The following is a 16254-nucleotide window of genomic DNA, read 5'->3' as shown; positions in this document are numbered from 1 at the left end:
CTGGCCAATCCCGCCCAAGCGACCCTAGGCTCCCCGGATGAGCGATACCGAAACCCTCCTCCAAACCCTCTCCCACGACACCGCCTTCGCCGCCGCCTTCCCCGACGGGCCGCCGAGCCATGAGGTCGAGGCCCTGTCCGGCCTGGAGGCCTCGGGCGACCGCAACGCCTTCCTGCTCTCCGCAATGCGCCTCGTAGCTCGGGCCTGCAACGCCCACACCAGGCTGATCCCGCAGGCCGCCATCACCGTTTTGCCGCTCCGCTTCGTCGCCATCGGCTCCGAGGTCTGGCTGACCGAGGGCACCGGCTCCCCCGCCCGGCTCGAGGCAATCAACGACCGCCCCGTGGAGGCCCTGCTCCAGGCCGCCCGCCCCTTCATCCCCGGCCCGCCGTTCCGCCAGCGCGCGCTCGCGCCCCTGCTGCTGGCCTGGCCGGAGGCCCTCGCCCGGCTCGGCGTCGAGGATCCGCCGCGCTACACCCTCTCCACCGGCCCTCTCACCCCCGACCCGGCCCGCCGCGTCCCGGCGCTCACGCTCTATCCCGCCCGCGAGCACGGCGGCCTCGCCGCCACCCGCGACGCCCCCGGGCTCGCCGAGGTGCAGCACCTGCCCCGCGCCGTTCAGGTCCGGCTCCCCGAATTCCACGTCCCCGAACCCGGCGTGCTGGAAGTCGCCCTGCGCAACGCCGCCAACGCGGCCCTTGCCCGGCCCGACGCGCCCTTGCTGATCGACATCCGCGGCAACCCGGGCGGCGATTTCCTGAAGGCAGAGACCCTGCTCGAGGCCTTGCGCAGCGGATGGCGCGGCCCACGCTTTGTCGTCCTGGTCGACAAGTTCACCTTCTCCGCCGCGCTTGTCTTCGCCTGCCGCGCCCTGCACCGCCTGCCCGGGACAGGCCGGCTGATGGGCGAGCCGATGGGCGATGTCACCCGCTTTCACGCCGAGGGCGATCTCGAAGTGCTGCCCGAGAGCGGCGCCGCCCTGCGCTGGTCGGATGCCCTGCACGACTGGCACAGCGGCACGCCCCACGCCAGCACGCCCCCGATCATCGCCCGCCACCTCGTCGCCGCAGGCACGATGGTCCCCCACCCGACCCCCTTCAGCACCGCCGACGAGCTGGCGAGAGGGCAGGACCGGGCGCGCGACGCCGCGCTGGCCTGGGCCGCCGGCCCCTGAGCCGACCGCGCCAGGCTGCCACAATAAAGCCGCGATCGGGTCGTTGTCCCGCCGCGACCGGGCGTAATGTGGTTAACAGCGCGACAATCGTGAAAGTGGAGCAAGAGACATGATCCACACGGACACCGAAACCTTCGAGGCCGCCCGCCCCGCCGACGCCTGGCTGGCGGTCAGCTACCGGCTCGACGACATCCGCGGCGCCACCTCGGGGCGCACCACGCCCCGCGAGTTCTGCGAGGAGGCCATGGTGCTGATCGAGGCCTCGCTGGAGATGGCCGAGCTGGGCCGCTCCACCGGCCCGCAGGAGATGCCCTCCGGCACCTCGTCCGGCGCCCTCTGGATCGGCTTTTCCGTGGCCGACGCCGACCGCGCCGAAGCGGTCATCCGCGAGGCCGTCTCCGGCACCAGCTACGGCGGCTTCACCGCCATCTCGCGGGCAGATCCGGCCAGGGCCTGACCCGGCCCTCCCGGCACCCGTCCCCAACGAAAAGGGCCGCCCCCAGGGGAGCGGCCCGAACTGCTGTCAGCGGGCGCGCGGCCCGGCGGCCCTGTGTCAGGCCTGCTTGGTCACCTGGGTGAACTCCAGCTCCACCGGCGTGGCCCGACCGAAGATCGACACCGTCACCTTCAGGCGCTGGTTGTCGTCGTCGACCTCTTCCACGTTGCCCGAGAAGCCCTCGAACGGACCGTCGGTCACGTTCACGTTCTCGCCCACCTCGAAGGTGATCAGGCTGCGCGGCGCGGCATCGCTCTCTTCCACGCGGCCCAGGATCGCCTCGACCTCGGCATCGCGCATCGGCATCGGCCGGCCCTGCGGCCCCAGAAAACCCGTGACCCGGTTGATCGAGGTGATCAGGTGATAGCCCGCATCGCTCATGTCCATCCGCACCAGCACGTAGCCCGGCATGAAGCGCCGCTCGGCGGTCACCTTCTTGCCCCGGCGCACCTCGATGACCTCCTCGGTCGGCACCAGCACTTCCTCGATCTCGCCGGTGAGGCCCGCGGCCTCCGCGTCGGTGCGGATCTGCTCTGCCACCTTCTTCTCGAAGTTGGAGAGCACCGCCACCGAATACCACCGTTTCGCCATGTCAAACCTGCTTGTCTCTGGCCCCGTGCCGGGGCGCGTCAATCCAGCTCCCCGATAAAAAACGGGCGCGCCGTCGATTCGGGCGCGCCATGTTTTCGGGGAATGAAGGCGGGATACTCCGACCGCCGGGCGATTTCAAGTAGGGTGGGCAATCTGCCCACCGATCGCTCAGCCGAACAGCCCCAGGATCGTGGTCAGCCCCGAGCGGATCAGCCAGTCGACCAGGAAGAAGAAGGCGCCGGTGAGGATCGCCATGATGAACACCATCACCGTGGTCAGCACCACCTCGCGGCGGGTCGGCCATACGACCTTGCCCACCTCGGTGCGGACCTGCTGGATGAACTGTAGCGGATTGGCGCGGGCCATGGGGTGCTCTTTCCTCGGGGTTCGTCCGGGGCCATCTACGGGCTTCGCGGGGCGATTTCAAGGCTGACGGTGCCGCAGCCCGCGACACCGCCCCGTCGGGTGGGCAATCGGCCCACCCTCCCCCGCAGCGGGCGTCAGTACACCGGGTAGGCCGTGGCGCTGCCCGCCGCCCTGTCGATCACCACGATCCGCCAGCCGTCTGTCACCGCCACCACGCGGCCATCGGGCAGGTATTCGAAGCCTTGGGTCTTCTCGAACCAGCCGGGCAGGTCCTCCACGCCGATGGTCAGCGGCGCGCCGCCGGTCACCGGGATGAAGCTCACCTTGCCGCCGTCGCCCGCCACGATCTCGGTCGCATCGGGGCTGATCTCCACGTAGTCGCCATTGGCGCGCTGGAGGTCGAGCATGGTCACCTCGCCGGCCGCATCCGCCACCATCGGGTCGCTGCCGGGCTTGAGGTAAAACACCTGCTCCCCCACCTTGCGCACGTCATCGAAGTTCGAGGCGCTGTACCAGCTCGGCGTGGCCGCGGTGGTGCCCGCCTCCAGATCGACGGTCAGGAGCTGCGCCATGTAGCCGTCGTGCTTCTTGCGGAAGATCTCCTTGTCGAGCCCCTTCACGTCGTCGCCGGGCTGCTCCTTGGTCTCCTCCTCGGTCTTGTCCTGCCGGGTGATCGCGTAGAGCATCGCGCCGTCGTCGCTGAGCCCCGCGCTGTCGATGTTGGTGCCCTCGGGGGTGGCGATGGTCTTGGTCTGGGCGCCCGAGGCCGCGTCGATCACCGTGATCTCGGTGCCGCCCGACGCCCCGCGCCATTGCACGATCCGGTTGGCCTCGGGCCGAAACACCATGTCGCGCACCCGGTCGATCGCCCATTTCTTGCTCATGTCGGCGGCGGCATAGGCGGTCAGCACGTCGTCGCTGTCGAGCACATACACCAGCGAGCCATCGGCCGAGTGGTCCATCCACACCGGCATTGACGGGCTCCAGATCCGGTCCTTCACCTCGAAGGTGGCGGTGTCGATCACGTAGATCACCCGGTTGTCGCCGCCCGCCAGCAGCGTGGCCCCGTCGGGACTGAGGGAAAACCCGCCAAGGCCGCCCGAGGGCAGGTTGGCGGCAGCCGGCAGGGCAAGGCTGGTCGAAAGGGCAAGGGCCGCAAGGATGCGCTTCATGGCAATATCTCCGTCAGAATGACTTGGTTCAACGGATCGAAGGCTGGCAGGCCGCTTCCCCACGGTCAAGTGTTTCAGACCGCTCGGGGCCGCGCGCCGCCCCGCGCCCTACTTGACTTTCCCTTCCCCGATTGAGTTAACACCCCGAGTGTTGCCCTTTCTCCCAGTGAAAGTTCCGCCGAGCAGATGGACAAGATACCGATGACCCGCGCGGGCCATACCGCGCTCGATACCGAACTGAAAAAGCTCAAGTCCGTTGAGCGTCCGGCGATCATCAAGGCGATCGCGGAAGCCCGCGAGCATGGCGATCTCTCGGAGAATGCCGAGTATCATTCCGCCAAGGAAAAGCAGAGCTTCATCGAAGGGCGGATCAAGGAGATCGAGGGCGTGCTGTCGCTGGCCGAGGTGATCGACCCGGCCCGGCTCTCCGGACCCATCAAGTTCGGCGCGACGGTCACGGTGGTCGACGAGGACACCGAGGAGGAGAAGACCTGGCAGATCGTCGGCGAGCACGAGGCCGACATCGAGCGCGGCCTGCTGAACATCAAGTCGCCCATTGCGCGCGCCCTGATCGGCAAGGACGAGGGCGACTCCGTCGAGGTCCGCACGCCCGGGGGCGAAAAGAGCTACGAAGTGCTGAGCGTGAAATACGTCTGACAGGAGCCTGGCCAAAGTGAGCGAGGCCGACCATAGCAGCAGCGAGCAGACGCATCCGCCGATGCGCCTGGCGCCCGCGCCGATCCGCTCCGTTCAGGGCAACGGTGCGCCGGATCGCGGCGTGGGTGCCGCGGAGTTCATCGGCATCGGGCTCACCCTGCTCTGGGGCGTGCTGGTCGGCGGCTTCTTTCTCCTGATCCCCGAGGGCGAGGCCGATTTCGACCCGATCGTCTTCACCATGACCCTGTTTGCGGTGTTCATGCCGGTGGCGCTGATCTGGGTCGGCATCTCCGCGGCCCGCAATGCCCGGATCATGCGCGAAGAGAGCGCGCGGCTCACCGCCGCCGTCGATGCGCTGCGCTCCAGCTACGTGAGCAGGGCCCAGGGCGAGCGCCCCGACCCCCGCGCCGGAGCCATCGAGCGCAAGCTCGAGGAGCTTGTCACCGCCCAGCGCAACTCCGAGGCCGCGCTGGCGCGCATCGCCTCCCGTGCCGGTCTGGCCGCCGAGGTGCCGCTGCCCGGCAAGCCCGCGCTCTCGCGCCCCGAACCTGCCCCCGAGACCGAATCCCAGCCCGCCTTCGACCTCGGCACCCCGGCGGTGACGGGCGCCGCGCCAATCTCGGTCGAGGAGTTCATCCGTGCGCTGAACTTCCCCGAGAACGAGAAGGACAAGGCCGGGTTCGCCGCGCTCCGCAAGGCGCTGCGTGACCCCAAGATCTCGGGGCTGATCCACTCGGCGCAGGACGTGCTCACCCTGCTCTCCGAAGACGGCATCTACATGGATGACCTCTCGCCCGAGCCCGCGCGCCCCGCCATCTGGCGCAAGTTCGGCGCCGGCAAGCGCGGCGAGGAGATCGCCGGCATGGACGGCGTCCGCGACCGCTCCTGCCTCGCGCTCACCTCCGGCCGGATGCGCGCCGACCCGATCTTCCGCGACGCCGCCCACCACTTCCTGCGCAAGTTCGACCAGACCTTCGCCGCCTTCTCCGAGACCGCCTCCGACACCGAGATCCTCGCCGTGTCCGAAACCCGCACCGCGCGGGCCTTCATGCTTCTGGGCAAGGTCTCCGGCACCTTCGACTAGGGCCACCGGCGGCCCGCCTCCCCCTTCACCCGGCCCATGCGGGCTTTCCAACCCGGCGGCCCTCTCCTCTTGGCCTTCGACATCACCCAGCTTCTTCCGCCCCTCCTGCCCTGGCTCGTCTGCGCCCTGGCGGTGATCTGCGGCACGGTGATCCAAAAGCTCGCCGGCGCGGGCTTCGGGATGATCGCCGCGCCCACCATGACGATCGTCGCGCCCGAATGGGTGCCGGGCACGATCCTGCTGCTCGGGATGCTGTCGGGCGTCGGCTCGTTTCTCGGCACACGCGATGCCGTGGTGCGCGCCGATCTGCCGCCCGGGTTCGCCGGTCGCCTGCTCGGCGCAGTCTTTGCCGCGTTCATTGCCACCGCAGTCGTCGGCACCGCCCTGCTCCCCGTCATCATCGCGCTCGTCGTGCTTCTGGCCGTCGCCCTCACCCTCGCCGGCCTCTCCATCGCCATCACGCCGAAAACCCTGTTCGGCGCCGGGGTGGCCGCCGGGGTCATGGGCACGCTGACGGGGATCGGCGCGCCGCCAATGGCCCTTCTCTACTCCGGGGTGGAGGCGCGCCGGTCGGCGGCAACGCAAAACGCCTTCTTCGGCTTCGGGATGATTGTCTCGATCGGCGCGCTCGCGCTGGCCGGGCTGATGCGCGCCCCCCAGATCGCGCTGGCCGCCTCCCTCGGGCCGCTCGTCCCGCTGACCCTGCTGGCCGTACGCCCGCTCGTCGCGCGCTTCGAGCGCGGCTCGATCCGCCCCTGGGCGCTGGGGCTGGCGACGCTCTCGGCCCTCGTCCTGCTGATGAAGGCGCTCTGACCGCCCTCAGCGCGCCGCCGTGCCCGCCTCGCCGTCGCTGTCGCCGTCGCCGTCGCCGTCGCCGTCGCCGTCGCCGTCGCCGAACTCCAGCCACGCCCGCGCCCCCGGCGCCAGCTCTGCCTCCATGCGCGCGTCGTAGGCCGCCAGCTCCGCCTCGGTCAGCACACCCTGCCACTTGCCGCTCGTCCCGCTGTCGAAGAACCCCGCGTCCGACCGGAAGAACCCCTTGCCGCCCGACGGGCAGAATCGCTCGGCGTTCGCCTTCATGTTGTCGAAGGTGGCCTGCCGCACCAGCCGGGCCATCACCTCTTCCGAATGTGACACCCCCAGCAGCCCCGCCACCCGGGCGAAGGTGCCCGCAAGGTCGCGCTGCATGTCGGCGTAGTGAAAAAGCGCCACGTTGGGCCGGTCCGCCACGGCCCGGGCCGCCTCGTAATGCCGCAGGATGTGGGCCAGCGGCATCGCGTCGGCGTCAAACCCCTCCGGGCCGCCGTCGAGAAACCGCCGAAAGGTCACCCCCTCCGGGTCGGGCTCGGGATACCAATGATCGAACCAGCGCAGCGGCGTGTTGTGCAGGTGGGCGCGAAACGAGAAATGCGCATCCAGCGGGTGCCGGAACACGGCGATATACTGCGCACGATCGTCCAGCGGCAGCCCGTCGATCGGCGTGTGGCTCTTCATGCTGCGCCGATGGGCCATGCCCTCCAGCCGCGCCGCCACCTCCGCGAGATCACGCAAGCGGATGTCGACCCAGGGCATCCGGATCGAGAGCTCTGTCTCGACCTCCGGATCACCTGACAGGAGCAGCGCGATGATCGTCTGCATCCAGGTCGTTCCGCACTTGGGCGGCGTCACCACGATCACGTCATCCGGGCGGATCGCCACCGCCTCCCACCGCCGGCTGTCCGTAAGCGGGCCAAGGTAAAGCCTTCTTTCCGTCATGCGGGCTCCTCTTCGTTGCCTCTTCAGGCGCAGCCTAAGCAGATCCCCGGCCCGGCGGAAGCAGGGGCGCGGGGCCGCCGCCACGGTGCCGCACAGGCAAAAAAGGGGCGGATTGCTCCGCCCCCTTCCGTCAATGCACGAGGGAAATCGTGGCTCAGTTGAACGAGTAGACCAGCGACACGCCGAAGGTGTTGTCGGTGTCGTCGAAGCCCGGCAGCGGATCGCTGTGGTACTCGGTGAGCACCGAGGTCCGCAGGGCGAGGGCCTTGGAGACGGCCACGCTGAGGGCGAGGTCGTTGAACACCACCGTGTCGGACTCCGAGGTGATCACGTCGGTGTCCATGGTCAGGTAGAGCGTCTCGGTCAGCTTGTGGGCATAGTCCGAGGAGATCCCGAAGGCGGCCTCGTCCACGTCACCCGAGGTGAGGTCGTTCAGCTCGGCGAAACGGTAGCCCGGACCGGCCTGGATCGACCACTGGCGGGTGTCGTCGTTGAAGATCCGGTAGCCCACGCCGAAGCTGGCGAAGGTGTCGGTCTTGTAGGACGAGAACTCGTCGACCGAGCCCTGCACCTTGGCAAAACCGAAGGTGTTGGGGGTGAAGTCGCGGGTGTACTCGAGCCCGTAGAACATGCTCTCTTCGGTCTTCACGCCCTCATCTTCGCCATATGCGTAGCTGAGGTTCAGCTCGAGGCCGTTCTGGCCCCAAACGTAGCCGAGGTCGGTGCCGACGCCGAGGTCGAGGCTGTCAGTGTTGCCCGAGGAGGCGATGCCGCGCAGCGCGAAGGAGCCGGTAAAGCCCTGCGGGCGGCCTTCGTTGCCGAACCGGTCGATATCGCGCTCGGCGTCATCCTCGATCGCCTCGATCAGATCTTCGTTGCGCTCGGCGGCGACAGAGGTGCCACCGACGAGGTCCTGGGCAAACGCGGAAGTCGCGGAGAGCGCCGCGACCAGGGTGACGATGCCAGCACCGAGTTTCGTTGCTTTTTCCATGTGTTTTCCTTTCCAGGATCATGTTTCCCATCCGCAGCGGAGGGGAGCATTTCTGCTGGAACGGGACTTAGGCAACCGCGATTCGTGAGTGAAGTTCGGAATAATCATGCATGAAACGAGATTCGCTCATGTGAAAATAATCTTCAATGATTCCCGAGAATTCCCACGCCCTGGCCGTTGTTCATGCCGGCCAGCGTCTCGAGGACCGCATCCTGATCGGCATCCAACTGTGTCGTAACCGCAACAAGTGCCGCCTCGGCGACGGCGTGAATGTCGTCGTCGAGGTCGTCGCGCCAGATCACCCAGACCGGGTAGGGAAAGGTCGGCGCGTTCGGAACGAGGTGCAGCCGCCCCTCGTCGAGGAATCGCTTGATGTAGCGTGCAGGCAGGTAGGCCGCCTTGTGCCGCTGGGCGATATAGTCCGCCGCCATCGCGCCCAGCGACAGCGTGATGCCGGGGTTCGTCAGGTCGGGAAGCTCCAGCGCATGGGCGTGCACGAACTCCGGCCCCCAGTCGACAAAAACGTAATCCTTGGCAATATCTTCCATTTCCGCCTCCCAGGAGGCGACGAGCACGAGGTCTTCCTCCATCACCAGCCGCGCGCTCAGGCCGGGGCGCAGCTGCGGCGTGTACATCAGCGCCGCCTGCACCACGCCCTCCACCAGGAACCGCGTGAGCCGGTCGGGCATTCCCAGCTCGGCCCGCACGTTGAGCGTGGGCATGTCGGCCTGCATCCGGTCCAGCCAGCGAAACCCGAGCCTTGGCCAGAGCGAGTATTGCGCGCCCACGGTGATCGACTTGGAGTAGCCCTCCGGCACCCCGATCTGCTGGCGCGCCTCCTCCCAGATCTTGATCAGCGAGAGGGCATAGCGCTCGAACTCCCGCCCCGCCGGGGTCAGCTCCGCACCGGCCTTCGAGCGGGTGAACAGCGGCTTGCCCAGCGAGTCCTCCAGCCGCTGAATCCGCAGGCTGACCGCCGATTGCGTCACGAAAAGCCGTTCGCTGGCGTTCACGAAGGAGCCGGTGGCGGCCACCTCCAGGAAGGTGCGGATCAGGTTGATGTCCATCGAGCACTCCTTCCGGGCGGCTCCCGCAACCGTGAATCACCCGGCCCGGCGGCGCAAGCCTTGGCACGGCATGTCACACCGGGGCTAGCGCGCGGCCACCGCCTGCCCCGCCGCCACGCCACTCGCCCAGGCCCATTGAAAGTTGTAGCCCCCCAGCCAGCCCGTCACATCCACCGCCTCGCCAATGAAATGGAGCCCCGGCACCGCCTTCGCCTCCATCGTCTTGCTTGAAAGCTCGGCGGTCGAAACACCCCCCGCCGTCACCTCGGCCTTGGCATAGCCCTCGGTCCCGTCGGGCACGAACTCAAGCCCTTCCAGCACCGCGGCCGCCCGCGCCAGCTCGGCGTCCGAGGCGTTGCCCATCTCGGTCGCCAGCCCCACCCGCGCCGCCAGCGCCTCTGCCAGCCTTGCCGGCAGGTGCTCCGCCAGCGCCGCCTTCAGCCCCGCCCGCGGAGATTTCGCCCGCGCTGCCTTCAGCCGCTCCAGCGCGCCGGGCAGCACGTTCAGCCGCACCGCATCGCCCGCGCGCCAGTAGCTCGACACCTGCAGGATCGCCGGGCCCGACAGCCCGCGATGGGTAAAGAGCGTCGCCTCCTCGAAGGAGACCCCGTTCACCCTGGCCACCGAGGGCACCGCCACCCCCGCGATGGTGGTGAAGAGCCGGTCGCTCTCGGGCAGGGTGAAGGGCACCAGCGCCGGGCGCGGCTCCACCACCTCCAGCCCGAACTGCCGGGCAATCTCGTAGGCCCGCCCCGTCGCCCCCATCTTCGGGATCGACGGGCCCCCGGTCGCCACGATCAGCCTCGGCGCCGCCGCGCCCGCCACCTCGAAGCGCCCGTCCCGGTGCCGCACCGCGGTGGCACTCACGCCCAGCCGGGTCTCCACCCCGCCCTTCGCACATTCCGCCTCCAGCATCGCGACGATCTGTCGGGCCGAGCCGTCGCAAAAGAGCTGCCCCAGCGTCTTCTCGTGCCAGGCGATCCCGTGCCGCTGAACGAGGTCGATGAAATCCCACTGGGTGTAGCGGCTGAGCGCCGACTTGGCGAAATGCAGGTTCTCCGACAGGTAGCACCCCGGCTCGATGCCGAGGTTGGTGAAATTGCAGCGCCCCCCGCCCGAGATCAGGATCTTCTTGCCCGCCTTCTCGGCATGGTCGATGAGCAGCACCCGCGCCCCGGCCTGCCCGGCGGTGGCCGCCGCCATCAGGCCTGCGCCACCCGCGCCCAGAATGATCACATCGTAGTCCATGCCGGCGCTCTAAACCTTCCGCAGGGTGGGTGAAAGCCACCACTCACTCCACCGCCGCCACCATTGTCACCGCCCGCCGAAACCCCAGCACCGGCGCAAGCAGCCCCGCCCGCACCTCGCCCCGCGCGACGAAGCCGCAGCGCTCGTAGAGCCTCCGCGCCCTCTCGTTGCCCTCCACCACGTCGAGCCGCACCTCGCCGCAGCCCCGCGCCGCCGCCTCTGCCATGATCGCCCCGATCAGCGCCGTGCCCACGCCGCGCCCGCGCGCGCCCTCGGCCACAAAGATCCCGTCCATCAGCAGCTGCCCCGCAACCAGGTCCCGCTCGAAAAGGTCCAGCAACGGCCCGCGCCAGGCTGCGCCGAGCCAGCCGTAGTGCCGCGCCATGTCGGCAAGATTCCCGGCCATGAAGCCGCCCTCGGGCAGCTTGAACCCCGCCACCCCCAGCAGCCTGCCGTCTTCCACCGCCGAGAGGGCAAAGCGCGGCTGGACGATCGCGGCGATGAACGCCAGCGCCTTGCGCTCCGGCCAGAGGATGCGGCCCAGCTTGCCCCGGAACGCAGCCCAGAACAGCCGCGCCACCGCTTCCCTGTGCGCCGGGTCGAAGCCTGCGCGGACCTCCATCAGAGCCCGAGCGCGGCATAGGGGATGAACCGCACCATGTCGCCCCGCTTCACCTCCAGCGCCCCGTCCGGCAGCTCCACCAGCCCGCCGGCCCAGCTCAAGCCGCTGATCCGCCCCGAGCCTTCGGAGGCAAAGACCTCCACGCCCGCCGGGCCGAGCCGCGCCCGCAGATACTCCCGCCGCCCCGGCTTCTTGCGCTTTTCGAAGGCCGCAGGCACGGCAAAGCCCTCCGGCTCCAGCCAGCGCCCGCCCGCCAGCACCTCCAGCGCGGGCCGGGCGAAGAGCGCCGCCGTCACCAGCGCCGCCACCGGGTTGCCCGGCAGGCCGAAGAGCGGCACGCCATGCCAGCGCCCCAGTGCCAGCGGCCGCCCCGGCTTCAGCGCGATCCGCCATGCGGTGAGGTCGCCCTCCTCGCGCAGGAGCGCCGAAAGATGGTCCTCATCCCCCGCCGAGGCGCCGCCCGAGGTCAGGATCACATCCACCTCCGCCTCGTCCAGCGCGGAGCGCAGCGCATCGCGGTCATCGCCCACCCGCCCGAGGTCCACCGCCGCGTGGCCCCAGCCGCCCGCCATGGCCAGCAGCATCGGCCGGTTGGCATCATAGGTGTGCTGCGCGCCCGCCGCCGTGCCCGGCTCCACGATCTCCTCCCCGGTCGACAGCACGCCGACCCGGAGCTGCCTGTGCACCGGCACGCGCGCCACCCCCGTCGCCGCGATCAGCGCCACATCCGGCGCCCTGAGCCGGTGCCCCGCCTCGAAAAGCACATCCCGCGCCGCCACATCCTCCCCCGCCTTGCGCGTGTTGGCGCGGGGCCGGGGCAGGCCGCTGAACGCCACCTGCACCCCGTCGGTCGTAACCTCCTCGTCCAGCACCACGGTATCAACGCCCTCCGGCAGCAAGGCCCCGGTCAGGATCCGCAGCACCCTGCCCGCCGGCACCGCCCCGTCGAACGGCACCCCCGCCGCCGCGCGGCCCTCGGCCATCGGCATCTCGATCCGCCCGCCCGCGTCCGGCGCGGGCAATCCGCCATGGGCAAAGCCCCAGCCGTCCACCGCCGCATTGGCACCCGGCGGGTTGGCCCGCTCCGCCTTGATCGTGGCCGCCACGATCCGCCCCGCCGCCGCGCCAATGGGCACCACCTCCGTGCCCACCGCCACGCCCAGCGAGCCCTTCAGCCGCGCCAGCGCCTCGTCCACCGGCACCCAGTCCACCCCGGCGGGCAGGGCAAAGCAGTCGTTTCGCAAGGCCTGTGGCTGCAAGCCGCGCAGGGCAGGGCTCGTCGTCCCGTCCTGCGCCACGCCAAGGATCCACCCCTCCTCCGGCGCGTGCACCTCCAGCAACTCCGCCAGCACCTCCGGCGCCATCCCCGCCAGCCGCTCCGCCACATGTGTCACCTGCTCCCGGTCCGGGATCTCGTCGCGCGCGGCCTTCGGCGGCAGCACCAGCGACGGCCAGATCTCCACCAGCGCCACCGGCCCGTCGAGCGGCTCGAACGGCCAGACCTTCGCCCCCACCGCCTTGCGCAACCGCGCCAGCACCGGCAGCCCGGTCAGCACCTGGCTGCCCACCGATCCGGCCCCGCTCATCTGCCAGCAGGTGAACGCCCCCCTGGCCAGCCGCTCCACCGCGCGACGCTCGGGGAAGGGGTTGCGATACCCGTCCTTCCGCCTCGGCAGCCCGGCGATCTCCCGCTTCAGCCCGTTGCCCCAGAACGGCCCCTGGCCATCGCCGACGGCGCGGTTGATCTCCCCCGCCAGGTCGAACCGGTTGCTCTCCCCGCCCCGGTCCTCCAGCCGCGCCCCGATCCAGTCCCACAGCGCCAGCGGATCGTCCTCACCGCAGACCGCCCGCGCAAACCCCGCCGGATAGCCGAACGGAAAGTCGAACCCGACCATCACCCTCCGCCCTTCGGCAAGCTCGCCCGCGATAAGCTCCCGCAGCCGTGCCTCCGCCACGCTGCGGTTGCGGCAATACTCCGCCGCCCGACCCGCGATGCCGATCCAGATGGCATCCTTCTTCGGCCTCGGCCCCCGATCCGCGCCGCCCGACCAGTCTACCATGACGAAGCTGTCAAACACCGAGCCCGACCTCCCGCAGCACGAAATCGGCAATCGCCCCGGTGTCGTCCAGGTCGAACACCGGCACCGCAACCTCCACCGGCACGTCGCTCGCCACCGCCACGATCCCCGCATCCTCCCGCGCCAGCAGCCCCGCGCCCGTCGCCGCCCGATGCGCCTCGATCCGGGCGTGGCCCGCGCGCTTGAACCCCTCCACCAGCACCAGGTCCACCGGGCCGAGCCGCGCCAGCAGGGCCTCCAGCTCCGGCGCGGGCCCCTCGTGCATCAGCGCCCAGCGCGCGCCACTCGCCACCAGCACCTCCCGCGCCCCGGCGGCGCGATGCCGAAAGCTGTCCTTCCCCGGCTGGTCCACGTCAAAGGCATGATGCGCGTGCTTCACGGTGCTCACGCTGAAGCCTCGCGCGGTGATCTCCGCCACCAGCCGCTCCATCAGCCCGGTCTTGCCGGAGTTCTTCCAGCCGACAACGCCGAACACCCTCACAGCATCAGCTCCGCGCGGGCCAGGTCTTCCGGCGTGTTCACGTTGAAGAAGGCGTCCGACGAGCCAAACATCACCTCCCGCCCGTCATGCCTCTCGGTCCATTGCACCACCTTGCGCAGGCCCTCGTGCAGGGCCGCCTCCAGGTCGTCGGCCAGCGCCACCGGCCAGAGCCCGAAGGTCGGCTGCCGCCGCACCCGCCCGGCCTCGCGCACGGCGGCCAGCACGGGCGAAGAGCCGCCCCCGGCGGCGATCAGCCGCTCCACCAGGTCGGGCGGAAAGAACGGCGTATCCGCCGCCACGCTCACCACCTGGCCAAACCCCTGCGCCCCGGCCCAACGCATCCCCGCCAACACCCCCGCCAGCGGCCCGGCAAAGCCGCCCACCGGATCGGCCACCACCGGCAGCCCCAGCCCGGCAAACCGGGCCGGATCGCCATTCGCGTTCAGGCACATCGTCTCGACCTGCGGCCTCAACCGCCCGGTCACCCGGTCCAGCAGCCTGACCCCGCCGAGCCGCAACATCCCCTTGTCGCCGCCGCCCATCCGGGTCGCCTGGCCTCCGGCAAGGATCACGCCCGCCACCTTCATGCCGGTCCTCTCCAGCCATCGAGGGCGGCCCGAAACACCCGGCCGGTCATGCCCCGGGGCAATGCGCTGTCGGGCACCGGCATCGTCATCAGGCCCATTTGCACCGCCGTGCCGCCCGGGATCTCGTGAACGGCCCCGACCCCGCCCCAGTGATTGAAGCTCTGCCCAAGCGCCGTGCGGGTCTCTATCCCCTCCGGGCCGAACCGGCTGACGATCTCGCCCGCCGCCGCCGCCGCCGCGTCATGTTCCGCCATGATCCGGCGCAGCTGGCGGCTGTAGGTGAGCTGCCAGACGCCAAGCACCGTCGCCGCGCCAAGCCCGAAGCCAAGGATCGGCTGCCACGGCACCTCCACGCCCGAGCCCTGCAGCAGAACTGCCAGCGTGAGCCCGCCCGCAATGCACAGCCCCGCCATGAAGCCCGGCCACCAGCCGGGGCGCGGCTTGCGGCCCTTGCCCTCCGCGCCGGCCCGTATCGCCGCCGCCATCAGCGCCGAAGACACGCGGTATCGACATTCGATCGCGCTCATCCCGCCGCCTTCCAGCGGTCGAGCGCGGCGCGAAACGCCTCGGGGTTCAGGCCGTCCGGCAGGTGCTCGTCGAGAATCCAGATCATGATGCCGGCCATCCTCACCGCCGTCGCGCCCGGCGCAGGCTCCGCGCCCAGGTAGCTGTCCCATGTGCCGGTGATGGATCTGGTCCGCCCTTCGTGCCGCAGCCCCTCCGGCCCGAAGCGCAGCCGATAGCCGCCGTCCTGCGCCTGTTGCCGCAGCGCCTCGTCGATCGCCGCCGCCCGGGCCTGCGCATGCAGGATCCGGTCCATTCCGGCCCAGATCGCCGCACCGAGCACGAAGACCATCGCAGCCTCGGGCGGCAGCCCCCAATCGGCCTTCAGCATCAGCGCCGCCACGGCCAGGATCACCGCCCATCTGGCGAGCGGCAGCACCAGCCGCAGCCCGCGCCGCTCGCTGTGGTCGAGGGCTTGCCTGAACGCCCGCCGGTCGAGCCGGCAGTCCATCTCGATCGGCTCGGTCATTCCGCGCCCTCCGGCCAGAGCAACCGCTCCGCCCCCGAAAGGCACACAAACCGCTCTCCGCGCATCCGCCCGATCAGCGTCAGCCCGACCTGCCGGGCGATCTCCACGCCCCAGGCGGTAAACCCCGAACGGCTGACCAGCGCCGGAATGCCCATCAGGGCGCATTTGATCACCATCTCGCTGGTCAGCCGCCCGGTGGTGTAAAGCACCTTGTCGCCCGCCTCCGCAGCCTCCCGCAGCATCCAGCCCGCCACCTTGTCGACCGCGTTATGGCGGCCCACGTCCTCCATGTAGACCAGCGGCCTCGGCCCTTCGCAGAGCACCGTGCCATGGATCGCGCCCGCCTCCAGGTAGAGGCTCGGCGTGGTGTTGATCTCCTTCGCCAGCGCGTAGAGGTCGGCCACCTTCACCCGCGTATCGGGCAGCCGCAGCCCCTCCAGCCCCTCCATCATGTCGCCAAAGACGGTGCCCACCGCGCAGCCGCTGGTGCGCACCTTTTTGGCGAGCTTCGCCTCGTAGTCCGTCTCCGCGCTTGTGCGCACCACCACCACGCCGAGGTCGTCGTCATAATCCACGCCCGCCAGCTCGTCGGCCCTGAGCATCCCCTGGTTGGCGAGGAATCCCATCGCCAGCAGCTCCGGATGGTCGCCGATGGTCATCGCGGTCACGATCTCGGTGCGGTTGAGATAGATCGTCAGCGGCCGTTCCTCGACCACCCGCATCTCCACCTCGCGCCCCTCCTGGTCGCGCCCCGTCACGGCGCGGGTCAGCCCCTTCGCGGTGGTGTCAGGAGCCACCAGGTAATTACTTGACGCGCTCAAGTTTACTGCCATCCTCTCCCCCGCCGGGCCA

19 protein-coding genes are annotated in these 16254 nt (G+C 70.0%); 5 read left to right on the top strand and 14 right to left on the bottom strand.

The window, feature by feature from the left end:
* The first annotated feature begins 37 nt into the window (after positions 1 to 37).
* Together BUR94_RS17700 and BUR94_RS17695 are read left to right on the top strand one after the other, a co-directional pair.
* Positions 38 to 1174, top strand: coding sequence for a S41 family peptidase (locus BUR94_RS17700; RefSeq protein WP_074257478.1), 1137 nt, complete (start codon positions 38 to 40; stop codon positions 1172 to 1174).
* Positions 1175 to 1283: 109 nt separating this feature from the next.
* The gene (locus tag BUR94_RS17695; protein ID WP_074257477.1) at positions 1284 to 1631 is read left to right on the top strand and encodes a hypothetical protein; all 348 of its coding nucleotides are present in this window, start codon (positions 1284 to 1286) and stop codon (positions 1629 to 1631) included.
* Positions 1632 to 1727: 96 nt separating this feature from the next.
* On the opposite strand, the gene nusG is transcribed toward BUR94_RS17695, so the two are convergent.
* The 3 genes from nusG to BUR94_RS17680 all read right to left on the bottom strand — a co-directional run bounded on the left by nusG (position 1728) and on the right by BUR94_RS17680 (position 3799).
* On the bottom strand, positions 1728 to 2261 hold the full coding sequence (nusG, locus tag BUR94_RS17690; RefSeq protein ID WP_074257476.1) for a transcription termination/antitermination protein NusG: 534 nt from the start codon (positions 2259 to 2261) through the stop codon (positions 1728 to 1730).
* Between the two features lie 168 nt (positions 2262 to 2429).
* On the bottom strand, positions 2430 to 2627 hold the full coding sequence (gene secE, locus BUR94_RS17685) for a preprotein translocase subunit SecE (protein ID WP_074257475.1): 198 nt from the start codon (positions 2625 to 2627) through the stop codon (positions 2430 to 2432).
* 134 nt (positions 2628 to 2761) lie between these two features.
* Positions 2762 to 3799 carry a YncE family protein gene (locus BUR94_RS17680; RefSeq protein ID WP_074257474.1) on the bottom strand — a complete coding sequence of 346 codons (1038 nt, stop codon included), beginning with the start codon at positions 3797 to 3799 and terminating at the stop codon, positions 2762 to 2764.
* Positions 3800 to 3985: 186 nt separating this feature from the next.
* On the opposite strand from BUR94_RS17680, the gene greA reads away from it, so the two are divergent.
* The 3 genes from greA (at position 3986) to BUR94_RS17665 (ending at position 6353) form a co-directional block, all read left to right on the top strand.
* On the top strand, positions 3986 to 4456 hold the full coding sequence (gene greA, locus BUR94_RS17675; protein WP_074257473.1) for a transcription elongation factor GreA: 471 nt from the start codon (positions 3986 to 3988) through the stop codon (positions 4454 to 4456).
* A 16-nt stretch (positions 4457 to 4472) separates the two neighbouring features.
* Positions 4473 to 5540, top strand: coding sequence for a hypothetical protein (locus BUR94_RS17670; RefSeq protein ID WP_245794528.1), 1068 nt, complete (start codon positions 4473 to 4475; stop codon positions 5538 to 5540).
* Positions 5541 to 5609: 69 nt separating this feature from the next.
* A complete protein-coding gene (locus tag BUR94_RS17665; RefSeq protein WP_245794526.1) occupies positions 5610 to 6353 on the top strand; it encodes a TSUP family transporter in 744 nt (247 codons plus the stop codon).
* Positions 6354 to 6359: 6 nt separating this feature from the next.
* Here BUR94_RS17665 and BUR94_RS17660 read toward each other — a convergent pair whose 3' ends face one another.
* From BUR94_RS17660 to BUR94_RS17610, 11 genes are all read right to left on the bottom strand, one after another.
* The gene (locus BUR94_RS17660) at positions 6360 to 7295 is read right to left on the bottom strand and encodes a sulfotransferase domain-containing protein (protein WP_074257472.1); all 936 of its coding nucleotides are present in this window, start codon (positions 7293 to 7295) and stop codon (positions 6360 to 6362) included.
* A 154-nt stretch (positions 7296 to 7449) separates the two neighbouring features.
* Positions 7450 to 8286 (bottom strand): DUF481 domain-containing protein, encoded by an 837-nt coding sequence (locus tag BUR94_RS17655; RefSeq protein ID WP_074257471.1) that lies wholly within the window; start codon positions 8284 to 8286, stop codon positions 7450 to 7452.
* 143 nt (positions 8287 to 8429) lie between these two features.
* Entirely contained in the window at positions 8430 to 9353 is a 924-nt protein-coding gene (locus tag BUR94_RS17650; RefSeq protein WP_074257470.1) for a LysR family transcriptional regulator, read from the bottom strand.
* Between the two features lie 84 nt (positions 9354 to 9437).
* Positions 9438 to 10601 (bottom strand): BaiN/RdsA family NAD(P)/FAD-dependent oxidoreductase, encoded by a 1164-nt coding sequence (locus BUR94_RS17645; RefSeq protein WP_074257469.1) that lies wholly within the window; start codon positions 10599 to 10601, stop codon positions 9438 to 9440.
* 43 nt (positions 10602 to 10644) lie between these two features.
* Positions 10645 to 11223: a GNAT family N-acetyltransferase gene (locus BUR94_RS17640; RefSeq protein WP_074257468.1), complete on the bottom strand. Its 579-nt coding sequence runs from the start codon at positions 11221 to 11223 to the stop codon at positions 10645 to 10647.
* Entirely contained in the window at positions 11223 to 13283 is a 2061-nt protein-coding gene (locus BUR94_RS17635) for a molybdopterin-binding protein (RefSeq protein ID WP_074257791.1), read from the bottom strand. The genes BUR94_RS17640 and BUR94_RS17635 overlap by 1 nt, the downstream gene beginning before the upstream one ends.
* Positions 13284 to 13293: 10 nt before the next feature.
* Positions 13294 to 13782 carry a molybdopterin-guanine dinucleotide biosynthesis protein B gene (gene mobB / locus BUR94_RS17630; RefSeq protein ID WP_074257467.1) on the bottom strand — a complete coding sequence of 163 codons (489 nt, stop codon included), beginning with the start codon at positions 13780 to 13782 and terminating at the stop codon, positions 13294 to 13296.
* A complete protein-coding gene (gene mobA / locus BUR94_RS17625) occupies positions 13779 to 14369 on the bottom strand; it encodes a molybdenum cofactor guanylyltransferase MobA (RefSeq protein WP_074257466.1) in 591 nt (196 codons plus the stop codon). The genes mobB and mobA overlap by 4 nt, the downstream gene beginning before the upstream one ends.
* Positions 14366 to 14896 (bottom strand): hypothetical protein, encoded by a 531-nt coding sequence (locus BUR94_RS20525; RefSeq protein ID WP_074257465.1) that lies wholly within the window; start codon positions 14894 to 14896, stop codon positions 14366 to 14368. Before BUR94_RS20525 ends, mobA begins: the two co-directional genes overlap by 4 nt.
* Positions 14893 to 15402, bottom strand: a complete 510-nt coding sequence (locus BUR94_RS20520) for a hypothetical protein (RefSeq protein WP_074257464.1) — start codon at positions 15400 to 15402, stop codon at positions 14893 to 14895. The genes BUR94_RS20525 and BUR94_RS20520 overlap by 4 nt, the downstream gene beginning before the upstream one ends.
* Entirely contained in the window at positions 15399 to 16235 is an 837-nt protein-coding gene (locus BUR94_RS17610; protein WP_074257463.1) for a formate dehydrogenase accessory sulfurtransferase FdhD, read from the bottom strand. The genes BUR94_RS20520 and BUR94_RS17610 overlap by 4 nt, the downstream gene beginning before the upstream one ends.
* Positions 16236 to 16254 lie beyond the last annotated feature (19 nt).

Source organism: Vannielia litorea (assembly GCF_900142295.1).
Taxonomy (GTDB): Bacteria; Pseudomonadota; Alphaproteobacteria; order Rhodobacterales; family Rhodobacteraceae; genus Vannielia; species Vannielia litorea.
Note: the sequence above shows the minus strand (reverse complement) of the source record. Positions and strands in the feature narration are given on the sequence as shown.

Excerpts from the sequence above, each read along its gene's own strand:
- BUR94_RS17700 (WP_074257478.1), top strand. The coding sequence starts at position 38 with ATGAGCGATACCGAAACCCTCCTCCAAACCCTCTCCCACGACACCGCC.
- BUR94_RS17695 (WP_074257477.1), top strand. The coding sequence starts at position 1,284 with ATGATCCACACGGACACCGAAACCTTCGAGGCCGCCCGCCCCGCCGAC.
- nusG (WP_074257476.1), bottom strand. The coding sequence starts at position 2,261 with ATGGCGAAACGGTGGTATTCGGTGGCGGTGCTCTCCAACTTCGAGAAG.
- secE (WP_074257475.1), bottom strand. The coding sequence starts at position 2,627 with ATGGCCCGCGCCAATCCGCTACAGTTCATCCAGCAGGTCCGCACCGAG.
- BUR94_RS17680 (WP_074257474.1), bottom strand. The coding sequence starts at position 3,799 with ATGAAGCGCATCCTTGCGGCCCTTGCCCTTTCGACCAGCCTTGCCCTG.
- greA (WP_074257473.1), top strand. The coding sequence starts at position 3,986 with ATGGACAAGATACCGATGACCCGCGCGGGCCATACCGCGCTCGATACC.
- BUR94_RS17660 (WP_074257472.1), bottom strand. The coding sequence starts at position 7,295 with ATGACGGAAAGAAGGCTTTACCTTGGCCCGCTTACGGACAGCCGGCGG.
- BUR94_RS17655 (WP_074257471.1), bottom strand. The coding sequence starts at position 8,286 with ATGGAAAAAGCAACGAAACTCGGTGCTGGCATCGTCACCCTGGTCGCG.
- BUR94_RS17650 (WP_074257470.1), bottom strand. The coding sequence starts at position 9,353 with ATGGACATCAACCTGATCCGCACCTTCCTGGAGGTGGCCGCCACCGGC.
- BUR94_RS17645 (WP_074257469.1), bottom strand. The coding sequence starts at position 10,601 with ATGGACTACGATGTGATCATTCTGGGCGCGGGTGGCGCAGGCCTGATG.
- BUR94_RS17640 (WP_074257468.1), bottom strand. The coding sequence starts at position 11,223 with ATGGAGGTCCGCGCAGGCTTCGACCCGGCGCACAGGGAAGCGGTGGCG.
- BUR94_RS17635 (WP_074257791.1), bottom strand. The coding sequence starts at position 13,283 with ATGGTAGACTGGTCGGGCGGCGCGGATCGGGGGCCGAGGCCGAAGAAG.
- mobA (WP_074257466.1), bottom strand. The coding sequence starts at position 14,369 with ATGAAGGTGGCGGGCGTGATCCTTGCCGGAGGCCAGGCGACCCGGATG.
- BUR94_RS20525 (WP_074257465.1), bottom strand. The coding sequence starts at position 14,896 with ATGAGCGCGATCGAATGTCGATACCGCGTGTCTTCGGCGCTGATGGCG.
- BUR94_RS20520 (WP_074257464.1), bottom strand. The coding sequence starts at position 15,402 with ATGACCGAGCCGATCGAGATGGACTGCCGGCTCGACCGGCGGGCGTTC.
- BUR94_RS17610 (WP_074257463.1), bottom strand. The coding sequence starts at position 16,235 with ATGGCAGTAAACTTGAGCGCGTCAAGTAATTACCTGGTGGCTCCTGAC.